Below are 23147 nucleotides of genomic sequence, written 5' to 3'. Positions count from 1 at the left end.
GAATAAGCTAATACTTAGACACCATGTGACTGGCGCTAAAGACAGAATACTGTTGGGGAGCATGGTCAAGTACGCCGCGCGCCTGGGCATTACCCCTATCTGGAGATAAGTTATGCCTGAATTAGCTTCATTATCGGCTTTTGCCGCGGTGGCGTTGGGGTTGGTGTTAACGCCTGGCCCCAACATGATGTACCTCACTTCACGGTCGATTTGCCAGGGAAAACGCGCCGGCTTTATATCTCTTGCTGGCGTTGCGGTGGGATTTTTCTGTTATATGCTGTGCGCCGCTTTTGGCATAACCGCGCTGGTTTTCGCCGTACCCTATGCCTACGATGCGTTGCGAATTTGCGGAGTGGCTTATTTACTCTATTTAGCGTGGCAGGCGATTAAACCCGGCGGGCGGCCGATTTTCGCGGTACGCGACTTACCGGCAGATAGCGGGCGTAAGCTGTTTCTGATGGGCTTTCTTACCAGCCTGGCGAATCCTAAAGTGGCTATTATGTATTTGTCTTTGCTGCCGCAGTTTATCACCCCCGGACTCGGCAGCGTGCTGAGTCAGTCGCTCATACTAGGCTGCACCCAGGCGCTAATAAGCGTGGCGGTAAACGGACTTATTATTATGCTGGCCGGGCAGGTGGCGCTTTTTCTTGGGCGGCGGCCGGGCTGGCAACAATTTCAACGTTGGCTGATGGCGACGGTACTTGCCGGAATGGCCGTGAAAATAGCTTTTGAGGCCAGAAAATAACCGTTGCTGGCAAACCCCGCATGCTTATGCCTTTCTCAACCGGAGAAAGGCATCTCACGTCCTAACATACTGATACATTTCTGCCAGTTCATTAGCAACCTTTCTGTAGGGCTAATGCGTCAATAAAGCTATTCTTCCCCGCCTTTATTTTTTGTGCTTTCCAGTGACGCAGGTAAATTGCCGCCAATGCCCCTATTGAGAGATGAGATCCGCGACCACTCGGCAGAAGAGATGCTGTTTATCCGCCGCGCCGTTATTGCTTTCCTGTTGGTGGTGGTTTGCTTTGGCGTGTTGATTTTCAATCTCTACCATCTCCAGGTAGAGCAGCACGATTTTTATCAGACTCGTTCGAATCAAAACGACATTAAAATGCTGCCGATCGCGCCAAGCCGGGGGCTGATTTTCGACCGCAACGGTATTCCGCTGGTGCAAAATATCACCCTGTATCGCCTGCAGGTGATCCCCAGCAAGATTGCCGATATGTCGGCGCTGCTCCAGGCGTTAAGCCCGATTGTCGACCTGACGGCGGATGATATCGCCAGTTTCCGCGACGATATGCACCACAATAGCCGCTATAAAGAAGTGACGCTGAAATCCGATCTTACCGATGTGGAAGTGGCGCGCTTCGCGGTCAACGAATTCCGTTTTCCAGGCGTCACCGTCGAGAGCTACCAGCAGCGAAGTTATCCCTATGGCGCGGAACTGGCGCACGTCGTCGGTTACGTTTCTAAAATTAACGATAACGATTTGCAACGGCTGGCGAAAAACGGCGAAGCAGAAAACTACGCGGCTGACCGCAATATCGGCAAACAGGGAATTGAAGGCTATTACGAAAAAGAACTACACGGCACCACTGGTTATCAGGAAGTCGAGGTAGACAATCATGGCCGCGTTGTTCGCCTATTGAAAGAAGTCCCGCCGGTCGCCGGCAAAAATATCTATCTGACGCTCGACCTGCATTTGCAGCAGTATATTGAGTCGGTCCTGAAGGGCCAGCGCGCCGCGGTCGTGGCCGTCGATCCGCGCGACGGCGGCGTACTGGCGATGGTGTCGAGCCCCAGCTATGACCCTAATCCCTTCGTTAAGGGGATTGGCTACCAGGCTTACAAATCACTGCTCGATAACCAGGATCGCCCGCTCATTAACCGCGTCACTCAGGGCTTGTATCCCCCGGCTTCTACGGTCAAGCCGTATATGGCGCTCTCAGCCCTTTCTGCCGGGGTGATCACGCCAAATACCACCTTCTTTGGCGCACCAACCTGGACGTTACCCGGTACTCAGCGCCGCTATCGCGACTGGTTAAAAACGGGGCACGGCATGTTGAACGTGACCAAAGCGATTGAAGAGTCGGCGGATACGTTCTTCTACCAGGTCGCTTTTGAAATGGGCATCGATCGCATACACGAGTGGTTGAGTAAGTTCGGCTACGGACAATCGACCGGAATCGATCTCAATGAAGAATACGCCGGGGTTTTGCCGAGCCGCGAATGGAAACAGCGGGTCCATAAAAAACCGTGGTATCAGGGCGATACGATTTCCGTCGGTATCGGCCAGGGCTACTGGATCGCCACTCCTATTCAAATGGTGAAAGCGCTGACCACCCTAATCAACAACGGCAAGGTACAAAACCCGCATCTTTTGTATTCAATGAAGCAGGGGAATAAGGTCGAACGCTTCCAGCAGCCGGCCAATTTACCGCAGGTCGGCGACCCGAAATCGCCATACTGGGGGATTGTCCGCAATGGTATGTATGGGATGGCGAACCTGCCGAACGGAACGGGATATAAGCTGTTCCATACCGCGCCGTACCAGATTGCGGCGAAATCGGGGACCTCGCAGGTATTTAGCCTGAAGGAGAATCAAACCTACAATGCCAAAATGATCCCGGTGCGTCTGCGCGACCACATTTTTTATACCCTGTTTGCGCCGTATCAGCATCCGAAAGTGGCGATGGCGCTCATTCTCGAAAATGGCGGCGGCGATGGCGTTGTCGCTGGCCCGACGGCGCGCGCGATTCTCGACCATATCTTCGACCCGGCGAATGCGCCAGCTGCGGATAGCGCGCAAAGCAACGTTCCGCAGGTCGAAAGCGCTGATGCGCAGTAACGACCTTAAGTGGTGGAAGTCGTCGGCGCGCTATATAAGATTTGCCAACTACGGCGACGGCGAGTTATCTCACGCCATAGCGCGATGACCTCGCCCAACTGCAGCTCGTTAACGTCCTGCGGCGTGGCTAACGGTAGATGATAGCGCTGGCGCAGGGCGGCGAGCGCGGTTGCGCTGGCGTCCCGCGCCTGACCGTTCTGCTCAGCCAGCTGGTGTTGTAACTGGCTGAACTCAGCTTGCCCACACAGCGTTAACTGGCGGAGAAAGATTTTACAGCAGCGTAGTAGATTACCGGCGGAACGGTCGGGCGATTGCAGCGCCAGCAGCAGGCCATCGCGATCTGCGATCCGCTGAAAACGGCAGCTCACCACGTAGCCAATCTGCTGTTCGACCCGCAGACGCTGGAAGAATTGCGGCTCGCAAAGTAGCGCCAGCAGTTGCAGCGCGGCCAGTGATGCCCCCTCAGGCAATGGAATAAAAACCAGTAGCGCGCTATCAGAGCTGGCGTGAGGAATACGCTGAATACCGCTGCGACAGCCCGCCGAAGAGCGAAGCTCGGCGTTGACCGGGGCGTTGAGCAAGCTCAACAGACGGGCAACCTGCCGCGCCAGATTGCCGCTGCCGCCTACCATCGCCGCCAGCCAACCCTCCTGCGGCGGAGCGATAGCCAATTGTTCAGGTAATTGTTGCAGTAGCTGGCGAATGGCGATGGTTTCAGGTGCAACCACCGTCCCCGGCGCGGGTTGAGATAATCGGCGCATGAGCGCGGTGACGACGCGCTCCGCTACGCTGTCGGATTCCGGTAGCTGTAGAGTAAGCTGCCAGTTGCCGTCCACCGTTTGCCACTCGCCGCTGCCGCCTGTATGGCGAAGTTGCGCGAGCAAGGGACGGATCTGCTGGCTTATCGCCATCCCTTGCGCCTGGCTAAGCACGCTATAGAAAGGTTTGCGAACGATCAGCGTTGGCGTTTGATTACCTGCAATGACGTGCAACAGCGGGCTGGTCGTTGGCGGCAGGTCAGATGTAACAACGGTCGCCGCCTGCGGATAAAAGCTAAATGCCAGCGGATCAATCACGACTGTCCGTGGCTGCCAGCGGCTGAGCGGTAAGGTAAAGCCCTGGGTTGCTACGCCATCGCCAGCCGCTATTTTGCGGCAAACCAGCGAAGAGGCCGGTGCAGACAGCAAGCTGGCGCAGAAGCCAGCAAAATCGACGGGCGGGGAATCGGGCGCAAAACCCAATGCCCGCTGGCGGAGCTGTTCGAGCGGGGTCAGTGCGTCAAAACGCCGTTGCGCCAGCCTGTAATAGTGCATCTGCTGTTCAGGCGAGGTGTGCCGCAATGCCTGCAGCCATCGCTCGACATGCTGATAGATGGCGTCGGGATGGCCGCTGCTAAATACCAGCGCCAGCCAGCCGACGCGTTCATCCTGATAAAGCCAGTTCAACGCGATATCGTCCGCGAGCCCGCATTCACGCAGCCCGGCCAGCAGGCTGCCGGGCGCTTCATCCAGTAAGAATTCGCGAAAAGTAGTGACGTTGTCACTTATTTCGATCAGCGGACAACGCCATACCGCCGGTTTGTCTTCAACGGCCAGTTGAAAATCCACATTATTGCTAAAATACGCAGACGACGGACTTTCCGCCGGCAGGCCGCCAGGGAACCCCGCGGCAAAAAAATGGGCCAATTTGGCTAATTCATCAAGCGACTGCGGCCCCTGAAGCCATAGCTGCAGATGGCTGGCGACATAATAGCGCTGATGAAACTCGCCGAGCGCGCTCTGCAACGCAGGCAAGTTTCCGCCCAGCGAATCCATGCTGCCGACCTGAAAACGGCGAAAAGCCGTGGGCGCCGCCATCGCGTGACGGGCCGCGGCTTCACGGCGGGAGGGATCGTGCTGCTGGATAAGCCGATTTTCCGCATCGATGACCGCCAGTTCCTGACGGATATCTTCAGGCGACAGCAGCGGCGCCTTGAGCGTATCCCGTAGACGGGTGATGCCCTCGGCCAGACTATTGGGGGCGACCTCGAAGAAATAGGCGCTGTGGCGGGCAAGGGTGGTGGCGTTGACGCTGCCGCCCTGGCGTTGGATCCACGCCATTAATCGCTCATCATCGTGATAGCGCTGGCTGCCGCGAAACAGCAAATGTTCCAGTAAATGGGCCAGCCCCGGCAGGGCATCGGTTTCGTGATGGCTTCCGGCGCCCACCGTAACCAACGCCGCAGCACGCGTCGCCTGCGGCTGATGAACCAGCGTTGCGCGCATGCCGCCTGCCAGTTCCACGATGCGGGTGGCGGTGGTCATCACAATTCCCGGGTTTTATAAATCAGCTGTGAACGGGTGCGGTTGCGGAACTGCAGCTGGCTGATTTTGATGTCGCTGCAGGCCGCTTCGCGCCGCGCTTCGAGGATTTTATGGTGGTGCGGCGATTTGCTGCACACCGGGTCAGCGTTATCGGCATTGCCGGTCAGCATAAAGGCCTGACAGCGGCAACCGCCGAAATCTTTCTCTTTTTCATCACAGGAACGGCACGGCTCCGGCATCCAGTCAAAGCCGCGGTAGCGGTTGAAGCCAAATGAGTCATACCAGATCGATTCCAGACTCTGTTCCAGCACCGACGGGAACTCGACCGGTAACTGGCGAGCGCTGTGGCACGGCAGTGCGGTGCCTTCCGGGGTTACGCTGAGGAATATCGAGCCCCAGCCGCCCATACAGCCTTTGGGTCGTTCTTCGTAGTAGTCCGGGGTGACAAAAAGCAGATTGGTCAGATTACCGTTAGCCGCCATTTTGTGTCGGTAATCAGCAACGACCTGTTCAGCACGGGCGATCTGTTCGCGGGTCGGCAGTAACCCTTGACGATTGAGGAACGCCCAGCCGTAAAACTGGCAGGTGGCGAGCTCAACGTCATCCGCTTCCAGCTCGATACACAGCTCGATGATTTTATCGATCTGGTCGATGTTGTGGCGATGCAGGACAAAGTTCAGCACCATCGGGTAGTCGCGTGCTTTTACCGCTTTCGCCATCGCCAGCTTCTGCTGGAACGCTTTTTTGTTGCCCGCCAGCGCCGCGTTAAGCACTTCATCGCTGGCCTGGAAGCTAATCTGGATATGATCCAGCCCGGCCTCGCTGAAGGCGTCGAGTTTGCTCTCGGTGAGCCCAATGCCTGACGTAATCAGATTGGTGTAAAAACCGAGATCGCGCGCGGCGCGAATCAGCTCCGGCAGATCTTTACGCGTCAGCGGTTCGCCGCCGGAGAACCCCATCTGCACGCTACCCATGGCCCGCGCCTGGCGAAAGACCTCAATCCACTGTTCGGTGGTGAGTTCTTTCTCCTGCTGAGCAAAGTCCAGCGGGTTAGAGCAGTAGGGGCACTGCAACGGACAGCGATAGGTCAGCTCCGCCAGTAGCCACAGCGGCGGATTAACGGCGGGTTTATTCTGGCTCACGGAAGATAATCCACTTCTGTTGGTAAGCTATCTGCAGGAATTCGATGACGTCGTCATCGACGCCGCCCGCTTCCGGGAAACGGGCGTTGAGTTCGGCGATTATTTTTGCCGCGTCGCGTTGACCATCGACCAGTTCGAGGATCGCGGCGGCGGTTTCATTCAGTTTCGCCATTCCTTCCGGATAGAGGATCACGTGGCTATCCTGAGCGGCTTCCCACTGTAGACGGTAGCCGCGACGAAAGGCAATGATTGCGCTCTTTTGCATAGTTATACCAGTCGGGTTGTGTGCCAGGCCGCCTTGTCGGTGACCGTATGATAGGGAGGGCGCTGCAACGCGTAAGCCATGGTCATGGCATCCAGCATCGACCACAGAATGTCGAGCTTAAATTGCAGGATCTCCAGCATCCGGTTCTGCTTTTCCGCGCTATCGCAGTAGATCTTCGCCAGTTCCAGCCCATGTTCAACGTCGCGATTGGCCTGGCTTAAGCGGCTGCGGAAGTAGAAATAGCCTTCTTCTTTGATCCATGGATAGTGCTGCGGCCAACTATCGAGGCGCGACTGATGGATTTGCGGGGCAAACAGTTCGGTCAGTGAACTGCATGCCGCCTCCTGCCAGTTGGCCCGGCGGGCAAAATTGACGTAGGCGTCGACGGCAAAACGCACGCCGGGCAGCACGTGGCGCTCGCTGAGTAACTCATCGCGGCTTAGCCCCACGGCTTCACCCAACTGCAGCCAGGCTTCAATACCGCCTTCCTGGCCGTGACTGCCATCGTGGTCGAGGATCCGCTGTACCCATTTGCGGCGGGTGTGTGGATCGGGGCAGTTCGCCATAATCGCCGCGTCTTTTAGCGGGATATTGGTCTGGTAGTAAAAACGGTTCGCCACCCAGCCCTGGATTTGTTCGCGGCTGGCCTCGCCGTTATGCATCGCAATATGGTACGGATGATGGATATGGTAGTAGGCGCCTTTTTCCCGTAGCGCTTGTTCAAACGCCTGTGGTGATAGGGTTTCGCGTATCTGCATAGTTAGTCCTGAAGCGTGATAGGCATCCCGTCCCAGCTCACCTCAATTCCCTGTTGCGTCAGGGCCTTGCGCTGCGGCGATTGCTCGTTAAGGATCGGATTAGTGTTATTGATATGAATCAGAATTTTGCGCTTTGCCGGGAGTGAGGCCAGCAGCGCCATCATTCCGTGTTCATCGCCAAGCGCCAGGTGGCCCATATCACGACCGGTATTGCGCCCGACGCCGGCAGCCTGCAGTTCGTCATCCTGCCAGACGGTGCCGTCAATCAGCAGGCAGTCCGCTTTTTTCAGCCACGGCAGGAGCGCTTCGTCCGGTTCGCCAAGCCCCGGCGCATAGAACAGCGTCTGGCCGTTACGGCGATTTTCGATAAACAGCGCCACGTTATGGCCCGGCAGCGGCCTATCGCGAAACGGCGAGTAGGGCGGCGCATTGCTGGCGATGGGGACGGCGGTAAACTGCAGGTCGGGACAGGCGTCAACGGTAAAGCGATTCAACGGGGTCACAGGATGGTGAATCAGGCCGCCGTTCCAGTGCCGTAACATGGTAAAAATGGGAAAACCCGTGCTGAGATCCTCATGTACCTCCGGCGTGCACCAGACCTGATGGGGGCAGCCTTCGCGCAGGCTCAGTAGTCCAGTAGTATGGTCAATCTGGCTATCGGTAAGGATAATGCCGCCAATATGCGTGCCGCGCAGAACGCCTTGTTTATTTAACTCTGGCGTATGGGCAATCTGCTGGCTGATATCGGGAGAGGCGTTACACAGCACCCACTCTTTACCGTTATCACTCACGATAATGGAAGATTGAGTACGGGCGGTGGCCTGAATCGTGCCATTGCGCAGACCCTGACAGTTGGCGCAGTTACAATTCCACTGGGGAAAGCCTCCGCCAGCGGCGGAACCGAGGACTTTTATAAACATGAAGACGGACCAGATAAAAAAACAAAATGCCCGCACGGACGGCGGGCGGAGCGATTAGCGGTTGGAAATGTACAGCGTAACTTCCAGACCCAGACGTAAATCAATAAAAGCAGGTTTCTTCCACATTGTTTTTTCCTCTATAAAAATGCGACATCAACATCGTCGGTTGTGTCGGTTTTGTGATGGCAATCAAATATTGCCCCTCAGGGGGATAAAGGTCAACCGGCAACATGTAAGTATTTAACCTTATGTTTACAATATAACCTATTGTTGCCAAACATTTTTTAATACGCTTTGCCAGTTACCCCACAGCAGTTTATCCAGCACCAATTGTTCATAACCGCTATCGCGCAATGCGTTGATTAGCCGTGGTAAACCGCTGACGTCGCCCAATTCGTCCGGTAGCGTAATGCCGTCAAAATCGGAACCCAGCGCCACGTGATCGACGCCCATGATGTTAATAAGATAGTCGATATGGTGAACGATGGTACGTAATGGAGTATCGCTGTCGCGTTTGCCGTCGGCGCGCAGGAAGGCGTTGCCAAAATTGACGCCGACCACGCCGCCGCTGTCGCGAATCGCCAGCAGTTGTTCATCGGTAAGATTACGCGGCTGCGGGCATAGCGCATGGGCATTAGAGTGGGTGGCGACCAGCGGAGACGTCGAGTGATGGGCGGTATCCCAGAACGCTTTTTCATTCATATGAGACACGTCAATCTGCATCTTCAAGGCATTGGCCTGCTTAATCAGAAAGATACCTGCCGCTGTGAGTCCAGGTCCAGTGTCCGGGCTACCGGGAAACGAACCGTTAACGCCGCTGCCGAAGCGGTTTGCAATATTCCAGAACGGACCAATGCTGCGTACCCCGGCGGCATAAAAGGCCTGCAGGTCGCGGCCCTCGCCATCAAAACCCCCGGCGCCCTCAATATGCGCCACCATCGCCAGTACATTATCCTGGCGGCAGCGTTCGATATCCGCCGCGCTCAGACACAATCTCACGCGTCCAGCGGACTGCGCGACAAGTTGCTTCAGAATGGCCAGTTGCTGCCAGAGGATAGCGATCGGATCCCACCGTTGGTTGGCGTGTTGCGGCGCCATACGGGCAATATATTCCTGCGGTGGCACGAATAGTGCGAATAGCCCGCCGGCAAATCCGCCTCGCTGCATGCGCGGATAGTCGAGATGACCGTTCTCAATCCCGGCAAAGAAAGCGGTTGCAGGATCCTCGCGATGGTGAAGCCATAAATTGAGCAGCAGGTCATTGTGACCATCAAAAATCGCCATAGCGCGCTCCATCTGCTGGTTGTACTGGAAATGCCTGACACGGTAACTGATTTGTTCGCTGCGGCAAGCGGAAATTCACAACTTAGCAACAATCGCCAAATCTGGCGTTTGTATCACACTGTATCAATCGGCAATCCACATACATGGCGATGCAAAAACACGATAAATCCCACACATGCTGGATACACAGGCCTGATTAACTGTTCACGTACTTGCTTAACACTTCCAGATAAAAGGTGAAATGAGGATGAACAGATTATCCGCAATCCGTCATGTCAGCGCGGCGGCGCTGTGTCTCTCCACGCTATGGTCTGCCAGCGTGTGCGCTGCTGAAGACGCAGGCGCTTTCGACAAGGTGCAACAAATCAACGCCGGCGATTTGAATATCGGTTATGTCGATATGGGGCCACGCGATGGCCAGGCGATAATTTTGCTGCACGGCTGGCCGTACGATATTCAAAGCTACGTGCAGGTGGCCCCGGCGCTGGCGCAGAAGGGTTACCGGGTCATCGTGCCGTATCTGCGCGGCTACGGCTCCACCCGATTCCTGTCGGAAAAAACGCCGCGTAACGGTCAGCCATCGGCGATGGCGGCGGATATTGTGCATCTGATGGATGCGCTAAATATTAAGCAAGCGGATTTCGCCGGCTTTGACTGGGGCGCGCGTACAGCGGATATCGTCGCGGCACTCTGGCCGCAGCGGGTTAAGTCGCTGGTATCGGTGAGCGGGTATCTGATTAGCAGCCAGCAAATTGGCGAGAAGCCGTTACCGCCTCAGGCGGAACTGTCGTGGTGGTATCAATTCTACTTTGCCACCCCGCGCGGCGAGGCGGGCTACCGGCAAAATACCCATGACTTTGCCAAATTTATCTGGCATCAGGCTTCGCCGCGGTGGACATTCACGGATGCCACGTTCGCCAATAGCGCGAAAGCGCTGGATAACCCGGATCACGTTGCCGTCACCATCAGCAACTACCGCTGGCGCCTGGGGTTGGAGCAGGGTGAAGCGAAATATGCGGCCTACGAACAGCGACTCGCGAAACTGCCGGCGATTATCGTACCCACGATTACCATCGAAGGGGAAAACAATGGCGCGCCGCATCCGGCGCCGGATAGCTATCGGGCGAAATTCACCGGTAAATATGAGCATCGGGATTTCAAAGGCGCAGTGGGACATAACCCGCCGCAGGAGGTGCCAGCGGAATTTGTTCAGGCGGTTATTGACGCCGATCGCTTATAAGCCTCACCGCGCCGCAAGCGCAGAGTTGCGCTTACGGAGAAGCCGCATATGCTTTTCATGAGCTTATTTTTCCGCAGGAGACGCCTTTGGAACGTATTGACCACATCCTGGTTGTCGATGACGATCGCGATATCCGCGAACTGATCGTGGGTTATCTGGAGAAATCGGGCTATCGCGCCAGCGGTGCAGCGAATGGCAAAGCGATGTGGTCTGTACTTAAAAACCATCAAATCGATCTGATTGTCCTCGATATCATGCTGCCCGGCGACGATGGTTTAACCCTTTGTCGCCAGTTGCGCAATGATGACCAACAGGATATCCCGGTGCTGATGTTGACCGCGCGTAGCGAAGATAGCGACCGTATACTTGGTCTCGAGATGGGGGCCGACGATTATCTGGTGAAACCCTTCGTGGCGCGGGAGCTACTGGCGCGGATCAAAGCCATCTTACGCCGCGCCCGCGCGCTTCCCCCCAATTTACAAATCAGCGAAGCCGGCAGGCTTATCGCCTTTGGCGACTGGCTGCTGGATACCTCGGCGCGGCATCTATTGGACGAGAGTGGCACAATTGTGGCGCTAAGCGGGGCGGAATATCGCCTGCTGCGGGTGTTTCTTGATCATCCTCAACGGGTGCTCAACCGCGATCAGTTGTTGAATCTTACCCAGGGGCGTGATGCCGAACTGTTTGAACGGTCTATCGATCTGTTGGTGAGCCGTCTGCGTCAGCGCCTGCGAGAGGACGCGCGTGAACCCGCTTATATCAAAACCGTGCGCAGCGAGGGTTATGTGCTGTCAGTGCCGGTGACGATCCGCGAGGCACGATAATGAAAGTGTGGCCGGCGTCATTGCAGTCGCGCTTAATGATAATGATTTTCCTCGCTCTGCTGCTCGCGAATGCCCTGACGCTATCGCTTCTGCTCTACGAGCGCATGAGCAGCGCCCGTAGCGTCATGCTGGGCAACCTTGAATACGATGTCGCCACCAGCGTGGCTATCCTTGATCGTCTTCCTGCGCAAGAACGGCCGCATTGGTTGCCGCGTCTGGCGCGCGGTAACTACCGCTATCAGCTTTCTGCCGGACAAACTGGCGATTATCCCACCAGCTGGCGTACCCGCGATGCGGTACGCTCGTTACAGGAAGCCCTGAGCGGTCGCTATCCTGTGAGTATTATCGCCGTCCCTGGACCGCGCGAACATATTCAGGCCCACGTCACCCTGCGCGACGGCGCGCCGCTCAGCATTGACCTGTGGCCAAAGCTGCCGGCCATCGCACGTTGGCTACCGCTGGTGCTGGTCGCGCAGTTTCTGTTACTGCTATTTTGCGCCTGGTACGCCGTCCGCCAGGTGGTCGCGCCGATGACCCGCTTTACCCGCGCCATTGATACGCTGCAACCGGCTACTCCGGCTGCAGGGCCGCTGGCCGAGAAGGGACCACAAGAGGTGCAGCGCGCGGCGCGCGCCTTCAACGCGATGCAAAAGCGAATACAGGACCATTTGCAGGAGCGCACGCGGATCCTAGCGGCGGTCTCCCACGATTTGCAGACGCCGATTACCCGTATGAAGCTAAGGGTCGAGATGGCCGAGCAACCGGCACTCCGCGATAAGCTGTTACAGGATCTCGATAGCATGACCCGGCTGGTCCGTGAAGGCATCGCGCTGGCACGATCGGCCGAACCGCTGGCAGAAGCGCCGCAGCGGATGAGTCTCAATGCATTACTGGATAGCATCGCCTGTGATTATGCCGACATCGATAAAGCGGTCAGTTTTCATGCCGCTAAAGGGGCGGACGTCATGGCGCTTCAGCCGCAGGCGCTGCGGCGAATCATTAGTAATTTAATCGATAATGGGCTGAAATACGCCGAAAAGGTGGAAATCAGCCTGAGTTATTCGCCGAATGGCGATGTTATCATTCACGTTGTTGATGACGGCCCCGGCATCCCGGAAGAAGAGCTCACCGCCGTACTGCAGCCGTTCTATCGCCTCGAGCAGTCACGTAATCGCGATACCGGCGGTACCGGTTTGGGGCTGGCAATCGCCGCCCAGCTCGCCGGGCAGATGCAGGGAAGTTTGACCCTGCACAATCTTCAACAGGGCGGTCTTGAGGCGCGGGTACGTCTCAATGCCGCCGCTTTGTATCCTTCTGTATCCATTCCAACTGCAGATAAATCCCTATACTAAACCGCCGTTTCACGGACATATCCGCCATACAATCGCCTGTTGTAATGCTGACGTTGCCATTTCGGCAACGTTGCGAAGGAGAATGATCATGGCTGTTGTGATTGCATTTTTGGCCGGTATGTTGACGCTGCTTAGCCCCTGCACCTTACCGGTGATCCCGCTGGTGTTTGCCAGCGTAAGCGGGCGTAAGGGACAACTCATCCTGTTGTTGTTCGGTATGGGGTTGATGTTTACCGCTGTATCGCTGCTGGCCACGGCGGCAGGGGGATGGTTAGTCAATCTGACTATCGTCGGGCGTTGGCTGGCGCTGGGCTTTTTGGTCGTTGTGGCCATCAGTTTGCTGTCATCACGCGTTGCAGGCTGGCTCGGATCGCCAGCGGTGGCGCTGGGTAATCAACTTAACCAACAGAGCTATCGTTATGGCAGTGGGCTCGCTTCAGTATTCGCCGGACTGGCGATTGGACTACTTTGGGCGCCGTGCGCGGGACCGGTGCTGGGGGCGATATTTAGCCTGGCGTTGTTGCAAGGAAATTCAGTGACTACCGGCATCTTGCTGCTTTCCTATGCCAGCGGATGCGCGCTGATGTTGCTGCTATTGGGGTGGTTCGGCGCGCGGCTGATTTCCCGTTTGCGCGGTGGTCAGGTGATAAGTGGGCGGTTACGCCAACTGGCTGGCGTGGCAATGTTGGCCGCAGTGGCATTAATCGCCAGCGGTAGCGATCGTTATCTGCAGGGCGCCAGCGGTTTAACCCATCGTCTGGAGCAGCGGCTCAGCGCGTTTATGCCCCAGGATCAACAACGAGTTCGGCTGGAGCCGATCGTTGCGCCGCGGCCAACCAGCGCTATGCCGGAATTGCAAGGCGGTACCGCATGGATTAATAGCCCACCCCTTACCAATGCGGCGTTAAAGGGCAAGGTGGTGCTGATTGATTTTTGGACCCGCGATTGCATCAACTGTCAGCATACGCTGCCTTATGTACGGGCGTGGGCCAATAAGTATCGCGATGCGGGGCTGGTGGTGATTGGCGTACATACGCCGGAATATCCGTGGGAACGGTCGTTGCCGCAGCTTCGTGCAGTGGTCAGCCAGCGGCAGCTAAACTATCCGGTTGTCGCAGATAACAACTACGCCATCTGGAATGCGTTTGGTAATCAGTACTGGCCGGCGCATTATTTCTTCGACGCGCAGGGACAACTGCGTTATACCGCCTTTGGCGAAGGTGATTATGCCCGTCAGGAGCAGGTGATCCAACAACTGCTGCGCGAAGCGCGGACGTGAGAGGGAAATAAAAAAGCCGATAACGACAGTTATCGGCTTTGGAGAACACTCGCTAATCGGCAGCGTCTTATTTCGCCAGCAGCTCCTGGGCGGTGCGTTCAACGAGGCTCAGCAGAACCTTCACATCCTCAAGCGTTACCACCGGGTTGAGTAGCGTCAGCTTCAGGCAGGTTACGCCGTTATGCTCGGTCACGCCGACGTTGGCGCGGCCGGATTCCAGCAGGGCGTCGCCCACGCGCTGGTTGAGCAGGGCGATCGCGGCGGTATCACTACCAGCCATTTGCGCCGGACGTGAGCGGAACAGCACGCTTGCCAGCTGCGGCTGCATGACCAGCTCCAGCGTTGGCTGAGACTTCACGAATTCCGCGACGTTTTTCGCCATCGTCACGCCATGATCGATGATTGAAGCGTACTGTTTCTTGCCCAGTGCCTCAAGCCCCATCCACAGCTTCAGCGCATCGAAGCGGCGGGTGGTCTGCAGCGATTTGGAGACCAGGTTCGGAACGCCGTGTTCTTCATCAAACTCGGAATTCAGATAGGCCGCCTGATAGCGCATCAGCTCGTAGTGGCGAGCATCTTTCAGCAGGAAGGCGCCGCAGCTAATGGTCTGGAAGAACTGCTTATGGAAGTCCAGGGTAACGGAATCCACTAACTCCAGGCCGTCGAGGTAATCGCGATACTGCTCGGACAGCAGCAGCGCGCCGCCCCATGCGGCATCAACGTGCAGCCAGATCTGGTGCTCCGCCGCGATACCGGCAATATCACGCAGCGGGTCAATCGCGCCCGCGTCGGTGGTACCGGCGGTGGCGACGATGGCCATGATCTGCTCGCCGTTGGCCTGCGCTTGCGCAATCTTCGCCTTCAGGTCGGTGACGTCCATACGGGCGAATTCATCGGTTTTCACCAACGTGACCGAGCGATAGCCAAGCCCCATCAGCGCCATGTTCTTCTGCACCGAGAAGTGGGCGTTTTCCGAGCACAGTACTTTGTACTGACGAATGTCGCCCGGAATACCATCCTGCTGGATGGAATGCCCCTGACGGGCAAAGAAGGCGTCGCGCGCCAGCATCAGGCCCATCAGGTTACTCTGGGTACCGCCGCTGGTGAAGACGCCGGCATCGCCAGCCGGATAACCAACCTGGGCGCGCAGCCATTCGATCAGCTTCATCTCAATGATGGTGGCTGAAGGGCTCTGATCCCAGGAGTCCATGCTCTGGTTGGTGGCGTTGATCAGCACTTCCGCCGCCTGGCTGATAACCAGGCTTGGGCAGTGCAGGTGCGCCACGCACTGCGGATGGTGCACCGACAGGCTGTCTTTCAGGAAGTACTCGATCGCACGTTCAATCGCCGCCTGGTTGCCCAGACCCTGTTCGTTAAAATCAAGGGTGATGCGCTCACGGAGTTCATCAACGCTTTTCCCCTGATACATTTCAGGTTGTTGCAGCCACTGCGCAACCGCCTGGCTGGTCTGGGAAATGACCTGCTGGTAAGCGTCAATGCTTGCCGCGGACCCAGCCAGAATCGGATTCAATTTGGACATTGCGGTCACTTACTCCACTCAGACCGGTTTTACGCCGGCGGCCAGCAGGGCCTGTTCAAACTTATCGAGGAACACTTCCAGCTCCGCGTCGCTAATCAGCAGGGACGGCAGCAGACGCAGTACGCAACCGTGACGGCCACCGCGTTCCAGGATCAGGCCAGCTTCGAAGCATTTCTTCTGCAGCAGCGCGGAGAGTTCGCCGTCAGCCGGGTAGCAGCCCATATGATCCTGCGCCTCGTTCGGCTTCACGATTTCGATACCGATCATCAGACCGAGACCGCGTACGTGACCGATAACCGGATAGCGTTTTTGCATTTCCGCCAGTTTGCCTTTCAGCCATTCGCCCTGGGCGGCGACTTTGTCGGCAATCTTGTTATCACGCAGATGGCGCAGGGTGGTCAGGCCGGTGGCCATCGCCAGCTGGTTGCCGCGGAAGGTACCGGTATGATGGCCAGGTTCCCAGGCATCGAACTCTTTCTTAATGCCCAGAACCGCCATTGGCAGACCGCCGCCAACGGCTTTCGACATCACGATGATGTCCGGCTCGATGCCGGCGTGTTCGAAGGCGAAGAATTTACCGGTACGGGCAAAGCCTGCCTGAACTTCATCGATGATCAGCAGAATGCCGTGCTCTTTGGTGACTTTGCGGATGCGTTGCAGCCACTCAACCGGCGCCGGGTTCACGCCGCCTTCACCCTGCACGGCTTCAAGGATAACCGCTGCAGGTTTGCGAACGCCGCTTTCCACGTCGTTGATCAGGTTTTCGAAGTAATAGGTCAATGCCTTCACGCCCGCTTCGCCGCCGATGCCCAGCGGGCAACGATACAGGTGCGGATAAGGCATAAACTGGACTTCCGGCATCATGCCGTTGACCGCGGCTTTTGGCGACAGATTACCGGTCACAGACAGCGCGCCGTGGGTCATCCCGTGATAACCGCCGGAGAAGCTGATCACCGCCGTACGGCCGGTGTATTTTTTCGCCAGCTTCAGCGCGGCTTCAACGGCGTCAGCGCCGGAAGGTCCGGTGAACTGCAGGCAATACTCTTTCCCTTCGCCTGGCAGGCAGGAGAGCAGGTATTCAGAAAAGCGATCTTTTAACGGTGTTGTCAGATCGAGGGTATGTAACGGCAAGCCGCTGGTAATGACACTTTGGATGCTCTGCAGTACTTCAGGATGGTTATGGCCCAGAGCGAGGGTCCCGGCGCCGGCGAGGCAGTCCAGGTACTGTTTGTTATCCGCATCGGTCAGCCAAACGCCTTCGGCTTTGGTGATGGCGAGCGGTAACTTGCGAGGGTAACTCCTGACATTCGATTCGAATTCAGCCTGACGAGCCAAAAAGGTTTCGTTGTTCGCGTCCAATAAATCTGCACTTAAAGTATCAATACGGACTTTATCCGTCATCATATCACTCCCACAACCAGCGTTACGTTTGAACTCTGGTTGAATAAAAAGGTTTAGAAAATTGAATCGGCATTCATAAAGCGCGCACAATATATGGCTTTTTAAATCCGCATTCAATCTTTAATTTAAGGCGCTATTTTGACGCGATTATTACATACAGGAATGTCAATATAATTGGCTGATTTAAAAGCTAAATTTCAATTGTTTTTAAAACCATGGAAAGTGTAATTATTAGTGAGAAAGTCTATATATTTTTATTACCGCTTCGCTGAATGACTGACGGAAATACTTCCGTCAGTTTTATGGTTACTCAACGCAGTTCGATCGCATAATTTGCTAAAGGTGTTACTTTTTTCACCAACTTATTGTTATATAAAAATTGTTCATACGCGTCGTAGCGCGGCTTATCTAACGCTGCCGGATCGGTGGCGAACAGCGGCACGCTCTGCAACCACGCCTGCTGGTTCAGTTCGGTATTGAGTTCCGGATGCGCTTTGGCAAACCGCTGCCAGGTTTGCTGCGGATGCGCGCGCAAATAACTCACTCCCTGCTGTAAGGCGTCGAGGAATTTTTTGATTTTAGGGGCGTTGACCTCGGCTTTGTTTGCCACGATCACCAGTTCGTCGTAAGCGGGCACGCCATAGTCTTCCACGTTCATAACCACCGGTTTTTTGCCCTGAAGTTTGAGTTCCAGCGCTTCGATATTGCGATAACCGCCGATAACGGCATCGACCTGGCCGGCCAGCAGAGCGCTGGTGAGCTGGAAATTAACGTTGATCAGTTTAATGCTGTTAGGGTCGATGTTGGCGTGCTGCGCCATGGTGGCCAGCGTCGCTTGTTCAATACCGCTCACCGAGTATCCCACTTTTTTCCCTTGCAGATCGGCCGGAGATTTGATGCGCGGATCCAGCGCAATCACGGTATTCAGCGGCGAATGGATCAGCGTCCCGACGCGAACCAGCGGCAGTCCTTCATCGGCGAAGAAGTGAACCTGCGGTTGATAGGTTATCGCTAAATCCGCCTGGCGAGCGGCAACCAGACGCGGAGGGAGCGCCGGGTCGGAAGGGGGGATGATGTTGACATCCAGCCCGGCATCCCGAAAGGCGCCAATCTGTTCCGCCACCATAATGGGCGCATGATCCGGGTTGATGTACCAGTCCAGTACCAGGGTCAACTTTTCATTTGCCGATGCCTGGCCGCAGACCAGCAGAGTGAGGCCGGCCAACAGAGGTATACGCATATCTCTTCCTTATTATCTCTTGATAAGTTATTCCGGCGACCAATTGATCAGCCGGTGCAAAAAGGCGTCGACCGCCAACCACAGCGCGATGGTCAGCAGCACTAAAATGAACAAGGCGGCGAAGCAGATATCGGTTTGCAGGCGAGCATTGGCATTCAGCATTACGTAGCCAAGCCCCTCGGCGGAGCCGACCCATTCGCCGATAATCGCGCCAATGGGGGCGACGGCGGCGGCCATCCGCAGTCCGGAACCTAGCGCGGGTAGCGCCGCCATCAGTCGAACATGACGCAACTGAGCGCCAAAGGAGGCGCCCATGGTGCGGGCCAGATCGAGATAGTCGCGATTGACCCGTTGCAGACCGTCAAAGAAAGCCGAGGTAACGGGGAAGAAGATAACCAGCACCGCCATCATGACCTTGGCGCTCATACCAAAACCAAACCACAGTACCAATAGCGGGGCGAGGGCGAATACCGGAATGGCCTGGCTGGTCAGTACCAGCGGCATCAACCAGCGTTGTAATCGCGGCGACATGGTCATACAGAGCGCCAGCACCATACCGAGCGCGACGCCGAGCGCCATTCCGCTGAGAATTTCGCTTAGGGTGACCAGAGTGTGGCTGGCCAGATAGCTGCGGTTATTCCACAGCGCTTCAGCGACCGCCGCCGGAGAAGGCAACAAAAAAGCGGGAATGCCGCTGTAGCTCGCCAGTTGCCAGAGCAACAACAATCCGCAAAATACCCCAGCTCCGCGCAGTAACTTGCCCCTCATCCGTTCGCTCTCATCAATTGCTGCAGCAGCTGCGCCTGGCTTGCCAGCAGCGCGGGATCATCCGGGGCGCGAGGCGGGATTCCGCTTAAATGATGGCTATCATCAATCCTGCCCGTCGGCGAAAGCACCAGCAGACGATGGCTGAGGCGGCAGGCTTCCATCGGGTCATGAGTGATGAGCACCACGGTACGTCCGGTCAGTAAGCGCGCGGCCAGGGTCTGAATGCGTGTGCGGGTAAGCGTATCGAGAGCGGAAAACGGTTCATCCATCAGCACAATGGGGCGATCTTCATAAAGGGTGCGCGCCAACGCCGCGCGCTGGCGCATCCCGCCAGACAGCGCGGCCGGGCGTTCATCAGCGCAGGAGGCCAGCCCGACCAGCTCAAGAAGCTCGTTTACCCGCGCGTTATCGGCCTTCTCACCGCGCAGCCTGGCGCCGAGGGCGACATTTTCCCGCACGTTAAGCCACGGATAGAGCAGATCTTTTTGCCCCATCCACGCCAGTCGTGTAGTGACGGGAAGGCCATCGCTGGCGATTACGGTTCCGCGGGTTGGCGCCGCCAGCCCGGCGATAATACGCAACAGGCTGGTTTTGCCCGCGCCGCTGGCCCCCAGCAGCGACACCCATTGCCCGGCGGCAATATCGAAAGAGAGATCGCGAAAGATCTCCCGCGAGCCAAAACGCAGACATAAATCGCGAACGTGAATACCTGGCGCCATCACGCCTTGTCCTGCCCGGCGGCATTCAGTCCCATTTGCCAGAAATTGCCCTCCAGCCGGGTAGCGGTAGTAAATATGTCGCTCAGCCCGGCGAACCGTGATTCCGCGCCGCGCTGTTGCCAGAGCGTTTCCAGCAGGCCGATCGCTGCATTGACGCCCTGTAGATAGCTCTCGTCGCCGTAGTTGCGGATCCATGAAGCATAGGGATTATCGTGCAAGTTGGTTTGTGGGTTGTGCAACAGACCGAGCCCGATTTCCGCATAACCCGCAACGCAGGGCAGCAGCGCCGCCAGCAGATCCAACGCGTCGCCGGAGTGACCGATATCCAGAACGTAACGGGTGTAGTTGACGGTTTCCATCGCTTCGCTTTGCAGGGCCATAGCGTCTTCATTTAATCCCCATTGCTCGCAATAGCCTACATGTAGCGGTAGCTCAGCAAGGATGGCATTCATCGAGGCGGCGGCGGCGCGCATCTCTGGTAATGTGCGAAGTTTGCTGACCAGCAGGGCGTAGCTGCGAGCGAAATGGATCAGGAACAGATAATCCTGGGTCAAATAACGACGAAAGGCTGCCTGCGGTAGCGTGCCCGCGGCTAATTGCTGGAGGAAAGGGTGCGACACGTAGCGTTGCCATTCGCCACCGGCCTGCTCGCGCAGTCGGCCGTAAAGACCTTGGGTAAAAGCGGGAATCATCATGGGACCTCCTGAAAATAGGGGGAGATCCGGGCGTGCAGAAGTGTGAACAGGCAAAACTGAAAACTGGCGAACATGCCGACCCGTCCCTTCGCTGGCATGACCCAGATCAGGTTCAAAGGGTTCGGCTTTTACGCCATCTCAGCCCTCACGGGACACCCCTCGGTTGCGACATGTTATACGTCATTCACTTTTTGATTACAACGGCGGCAAGGTAAAAAATGGCGATATCTGTGACGCCGTCACTTTTAAGGAGCGAGGGGACGGATCGATAAATAACATTTATCAATTTGTGTGATTAACCACGCTTTTTTATCCAAAAATAAGCAAAGTAAGGAGAGGGTAAGTTGGCGTAGAACAAGGGCTTACGATATATTTTTAGCACATTACATTAATATCCTCTTATGAATGCGTCAGGGCTGGAGACCGCATGAAGCTGGCAGGCCTTACTCTTTTACTGATGCTTGCCCTCGCGCCTGGCGCGTCTATCGCAGCGCAATTATTCGACCCTGAAGACGGCATGCTCGATATGAGCCAGTATCTGCAGGATAACCCGTACGGTTTTCTGCCGGTACCTGTGATGATTACCGAGCCGGCTATCGGCTACGGCGGCGGTCTGTTTGGTTTATTTCTGCATGGTAAAGGCTCCCGCGAGGGCGATCGTTTTATTCCACCGGCGCTGACCGGGTTCGGCGGTGGTGGGACGCAAAATGGGACCTGGTTCATCGGCGCCGCGCATCGTCATACCTGGAATCACGACAGTATTCGTTATCTGGTTGGCGCGGGTTACGCCAATGTGAATCTCGATATCTACTCCGGTGACATTGCCGGGTTTAACAAAAATGTGGCAGTGCAAACCCATACCAAAGGCTTTGGCGGTTTACAAAAGCTGTTATTCCGCGTGGGGGATTCACCGGTTTTTCTTGGCGCCTCGCAATTCTATGCGCACACCGATGTGACCGCGGACAATCAGCTGATCAACAAGGTGTGGCAGCGGGTGCTGGGGGAAAACAGCACCTCTTCGGCCTTGGGCGTGGTGGCGGAATATGACACCACTGATAATTTTTTCTACCCTAAGAAAGGGTTATCACTGCAGGGCGAGTACCGTTTTTACCGCGCTCTTCTCGGCGGCGACTATCATTACAATCAGTTGTCGCTGGATGGTAAATACTTTCTACCGCTGGCGCCGACCTTAACCCTGGCGCTGGCGGCAAATTATCAGTCGCTGACTCATCATGACAAGCATCTAACGCCAATGGCCCGGCCTTACATCGAACTGCGCGGCATCTCGCGTTTTCGCTATCAGGGCGATTATGTCGCTGTCGCCCAGACGCAACTGGCCTGGCAATTTGCGCCGCGCTGGATCCTGCAAGGTTTTGTCGGTATCGGCAGCGCGAGCGATGAGGCGGGGTCGCTGTGGCAGCAAACCGAAGTGGCGTGGGGCTCCGGGTTTCGTTATCTGGTCGCCCGTCAGTATGGTTTATTTACCGGCGTCGATGTCGCATTTAGCGAACACGAACAGGCGGTCTATTTTAACGTGGGTTCCGGACTGTAAAGGTACGAATAAAAATGAGATGGAAAATAACCGTCATGACGCTGCTGTTGACCTCTGGCGCCGTGTGGAATGCCTGTGCGGCGGAAATTGACGACAGTGATAGCTACTTTCCCATCTGGGGAGACGAAGCCCGCGCCCGCGGTTATTCCATCCCGCTGCCGTTTGGCGTCAATCTCAGCTATATGAATATGCGCCAGGATATTATGGTCGACAGCATCACCTTTTCCGGACTGAAGCTGGGTAACCATCCGATCCCCAGCGATATGTTCGCCATTGATGCCGGGCACACGCGGGAGAAGAGCAAAACCGAGAATCTTCGTCTCGATATGTGGGTGTTTCCCTTCCTTAATGTCTACGGGATTTTAGGCCACACCCGCGGTTCGTCGGTGTCGAATGTGTCGGTCGATGCCGACCCAACGCAATACCGCGGTCTGGATCGCATCATCGCCGGCGCGGTGCATAACCTTAATCAAAGTGGCGAGTTGCAAAATATCGATTTTGTTCTCGATTTCAAAGGTACCACCTGGGGGGGCGGGTTCACGCTGGCTGGCGGCTATGAGAACTGGTTTGCCCTCGTCGATACAAACTACACCCGCACCGATTTCGATATTCTCGACGGCAGTATTTCTGCCGTGACAGTGTCACCTCGCGTTGGCTATCGCTTCAACCTTCAGGGGATTTCCGGCCCTTCGCATCTCAGCGTGTGGGTCGGCAGTATGTATCAGGATGTGCAGCAGGAATTTAAAGGCAACCTGGCCGATTTGCATATGCCGCCACAGCTGCAGCCATTGATTGCCGCGGTCAATAAAGACGGCGACGGCAAGTTTGATGTCAAACAGAAACTCACTTCACCATGGAATATGCTGATCGGCGCCCAGTACGAAATCACGCGTAACTTCAACGTTCTGACCGAATTTGGCTTTAACGATCGCAATAGTTTCTTTGTCGCCGGTGAATACCGTTTTTGACTTAACGGCGTGTAGCCATCGGCGAGTATGATGCGCGCTGTTTTTG

21 protein-coding genes and 2 riboswitches are annotated in these 23147 nt (G+C 56.3%); of the genes, 8 read left to right on the top strand and 13 right to left on the bottom strand.

Going from position 1 to position 23147, the window contains the following annotated elements; translation table 11 throughout:
- Positions 1 to 15: 15 nt before the first annotated feature.
- A riboswitch (ZMP/ZTP riboswitch) is annotated at positions 16 to 95 on the top strand.
- A gap of 17 nt (positions 96 to 112) precedes the next feature.
- Positions 113 to 745 carry a LysE family translocator gene (locus tag PGR10_RS04065; RefSeq protein ID WP_087859615.1) on the top strand — a complete coding sequence of 211 codons (633 nt, stop codon included), beginning with the start codon at positions 113 to 115 and terminating at the stop codon, positions 743 to 745.
- Between the two features lie 186 nt (positions 746 to 931).
- Complete coding sequence (mrdA, locus tag PGR10_RS04060; protein ID WP_183269073.1) at positions 932 to 2851, top strand: penicillin-binding protein 2; 1920 nt, start codon at positions 932 to 934, stop codon at positions 2849 to 2851.
- A 5-nt stretch (positions 2852 to 2856) separates the two neighbouring features.
- Here mrdA and pqqF read toward each other — a convergent pair whose 3' ends face one another.
- The 7 genes from pqqF to PGR10_RS04025 all read right to left on the bottom strand — a co-directional run bounded on the left by pqqF (position 2857) and on the right by PGR10_RS04025 (position 9523).
- Entirely contained in the window at positions 2857 to 5154 is a 2298-nt protein-coding gene (gene pqqF / locus PGR10_RS04055) for a pyrroloquinoline quinone biosynthesis protein PqqF (protein ID WP_430923005.1), read from the bottom strand.
- The gene (gene pqqE / locus PGR10_RS04050; protein WP_020078732.1) at positions 5154 to 6296 is read right to left on the bottom strand and encodes a pyrroloquinoline quinone biosynthesis protein PqqE; all 1143 of its coding nucleotides are present in this window, start codon (positions 6294 to 6296) and stop codon (positions 5154 to 5156) included. Before pqqE ends, pqqF begins: the two co-directional genes overlap by 1 nt.
- Positions 6283 to 6561 (bottom strand): pyrroloquinoline quinone biosynthesis peptide chaperone PqqD, encoded by a 279-nt coding sequence (gene pqqD, locus PGR10_RS04045; protein ID WP_015366526.1) that lies wholly within the window; start codon positions 6559 to 6561, stop codon positions 6283 to 6285. The genes pqqE and pqqD overlap by 14 nt, the downstream gene beginning before the upstream one ends.
- Positions 6562 to 6563: 2 nt before the next feature.
- A complete protein-coding gene (gene pqqC, locus PGR10_RS04040) occupies positions 6564 to 7319 on the bottom strand; it encodes a pyrroloquinoline-quinone synthase PqqC (protein WP_045394234.1) in 756 nt (251 codons plus the stop codon).
- Between the two features lie 2 nt (positions 7320 to 7321).
- Positions 7322 to 8239, bottom strand: a complete 918-nt coding sequence (gene pqqB / locus PGR10_RS04035; protein WP_113373334.1) for a pyrroloquinoline quinone biosynthesis protein PqqB — start codon at positions 8237 to 8239, stop codon at positions 7322 to 7324.
- 54 nt (positions 8240 to 8293) lie between these two features.
- Positions 8294 to 8365: a pyrroloquinoline quinone precursor peptide PqqA gene (gene pqqA, locus PGR10_RS04030; RefSeq protein ID WP_002905689.1), complete on the bottom strand. Its 72-nt coding sequence runs from the start codon at positions 8363 to 8365 to the stop codon at positions 8294 to 8296.
- Positions 8366 to 8503: 138 nt separating this feature from the next.
- Positions 8504 to 9523, bottom strand: coding sequence for a dipeptidase (locus PGR10_RS04025; RefSeq protein ID WP_430923004.1), 1020 nt, complete (start codon positions 9521 to 9523; stop codon positions 8504 to 8506).
- A gap of 247 nt (positions 9524 to 9770) precedes the next feature.
- On the opposite strand from PGR10_RS04025, the gene PGR10_RS04020 reads away from it, so the two are divergent.
- From PGR10_RS04020 to PGR10_RS04005, 4 genes are all read left to right on the top strand, one after another.
- On the top strand, positions 9771 to 10763 hold the full coding sequence (locus tag PGR10_RS04020) for an alpha/beta fold hydrolase (protein ID WP_430923003.1): 993 nt from the start codon (positions 9771 to 9773) through the stop codon (positions 10761 to 10763).
- Between the two features lie 86 nt (positions 10764 to 10849).
- Positions 10850 to 11587, top strand: coding sequence for a response regulator (locus PGR10_RS04015; protein WP_430923001.1), 738 nt, complete (start codon positions 10850 to 10852; stop codon positions 11585 to 11587).
- On the top strand, positions 11587 to 12939 hold the full coding sequence (locus tag PGR10_RS04010) for an ATP-binding protein (RefSeq protein ID WP_430923000.1): 1353 nt from the start codon (positions 11587 to 11589) through the stop codon (positions 12937 to 12939). The genes PGR10_RS04015 and PGR10_RS04010 overlap by 1 nt, the downstream gene beginning before the upstream one ends.
- A gap of 88 nt (positions 12940 to 13027) precedes the next feature.
- Positions 13028 to 14218, top strand: coding sequence for a cytochrome c biogenesis protein/redoxin (locus PGR10_RS04005; RefSeq protein WP_430922999.1), 1191 nt, complete (start codon positions 13028 to 13030; stop codon positions 14216 to 14218).
- Between the two features lie 67 nt (positions 14219 to 14285).
- Here the strand turns inward: PGR10_RS04005 and PGR10_RS04000 are convergent, their stop codons facing one another.
- The 6 genes from PGR10_RS04000 to PGR10_RS03975 all read right to left on the bottom strand — a co-directional run bounded on the left by PGR10_RS04000 (position 14286) and on the right by PGR10_RS03975 (position 20581).
- Positions 14286 to 15767: a pyridoxal phosphate-dependent decarboxylase family protein gene (locus tag PGR10_RS04000; RefSeq protein WP_430922998.1), complete on the bottom strand. Its 1482-nt coding sequence runs from the start codon at positions 15765 to 15767 to the stop codon at positions 14286 to 14288.
- 9 nt (positions 15768 to 15776) lie between these two features.
- Positions 15777 to 17162, bottom strand: a complete 1386-nt coding sequence (locus tag PGR10_RS03995) for a diaminobutyrate--2-oxoglutarate transaminase (protein ID WP_015366536.1) — start codon at positions 17160 to 17162, stop codon at positions 15777 to 15779.
- A gap of 307 nt (positions 17163 to 17469) precedes the next feature.
- A complete protein-coding gene (locus tag PGR10_RS03990) occupies positions 17470 to 18399 on the bottom strand; it encodes an ABC transporter substrate-binding protein (RefSeq protein ID WP_230249658.1) in 930 nt (309 codons plus the stop codon).
- A 27-nt stretch (positions 18400 to 18426) separates the two neighbouring features.
- Entirely contained in the window at positions 18427 to 19167 is a 741-nt protein-coding gene (locus PGR10_RS03985; RefSeq protein WP_308959049.1) for an ABC transporter permease, read from the bottom strand.
- Positions 19164 to 19889 (bottom strand): ABC transporter ATP-binding protein, encoded by a 726-nt coding sequence (locus PGR10_RS03980; RefSeq protein ID WP_162750143.1) that lies wholly within the window; start codon positions 19887 to 19889, stop codon positions 19164 to 19166. Before PGR10_RS03980 ends, PGR10_RS03985 begins: the two co-directional genes overlap by 4 nt.
- Positions 19886 to 20581, bottom strand: a complete 696-nt coding sequence (locus tag PGR10_RS03975; protein ID WP_087860820.1) for a TenA family protein — start codon at positions 20579 to 20581, stop codon at positions 19886 to 19888. Before PGR10_RS03975 ends, PGR10_RS03980 begins: the two co-directional genes overlap by 4 nt.
- A 66-nt stretch (positions 20582 to 20647) precedes the next feature.
- A riboswitch (TPP riboswitch) is annotated at positions 20648 to 20751 on the bottom strand.
- 257 nt (positions 20752 to 21008) lie between these two features.
- On the opposite strand from PGR10_RS03975, the gene PGR10_RS03970 reads away from it, so the two are divergent.
- Both PGR10_RS03970 and PGR10_RS03965 read left to right on the top strand, forming a co-directional pair.
- Positions 21009 to 22133 carry a BamA/TamA family outer membrane protein gene (locus PGR10_RS03970; protein ID WP_430922997.1) on the top strand — a complete coding sequence of 375 codons (1125 nt, stop codon included), beginning with the start codon at positions 21009 to 21011 and terminating at the stop codon, positions 22131 to 22133.
- Positions 22134 to 22147: 14 nt separating this feature from the next.
- Positions 22148 to 23101 (top strand): hypothetical protein, encoded by a 954-nt coding sequence (locus tag PGR10_RS03965; RefSeq protein WP_221694444.1) that lies wholly within the window; start codon positions 22148 to 22150, stop codon positions 23099 to 23101.
- Positions 23102 to 23147: the final 46 nt, after the last annotated feature.

Origin of the sequence: Klebsiella sp. 141198 (assembly GCF_050600785.1) — a bacterium.
GTDB classification, from domain to species: Bacteria; Pseudomonadota; Gammaproteobacteria; order Enterobacterales; family Enterobacteriaceae; genus Klebsiella; species Klebsiella aerogenes.
The sequence above is the reverse complement of the archived record's forward strand: the minus strand, read 5'-3'. Positions and strand labels throughout refer to the sequence as shown.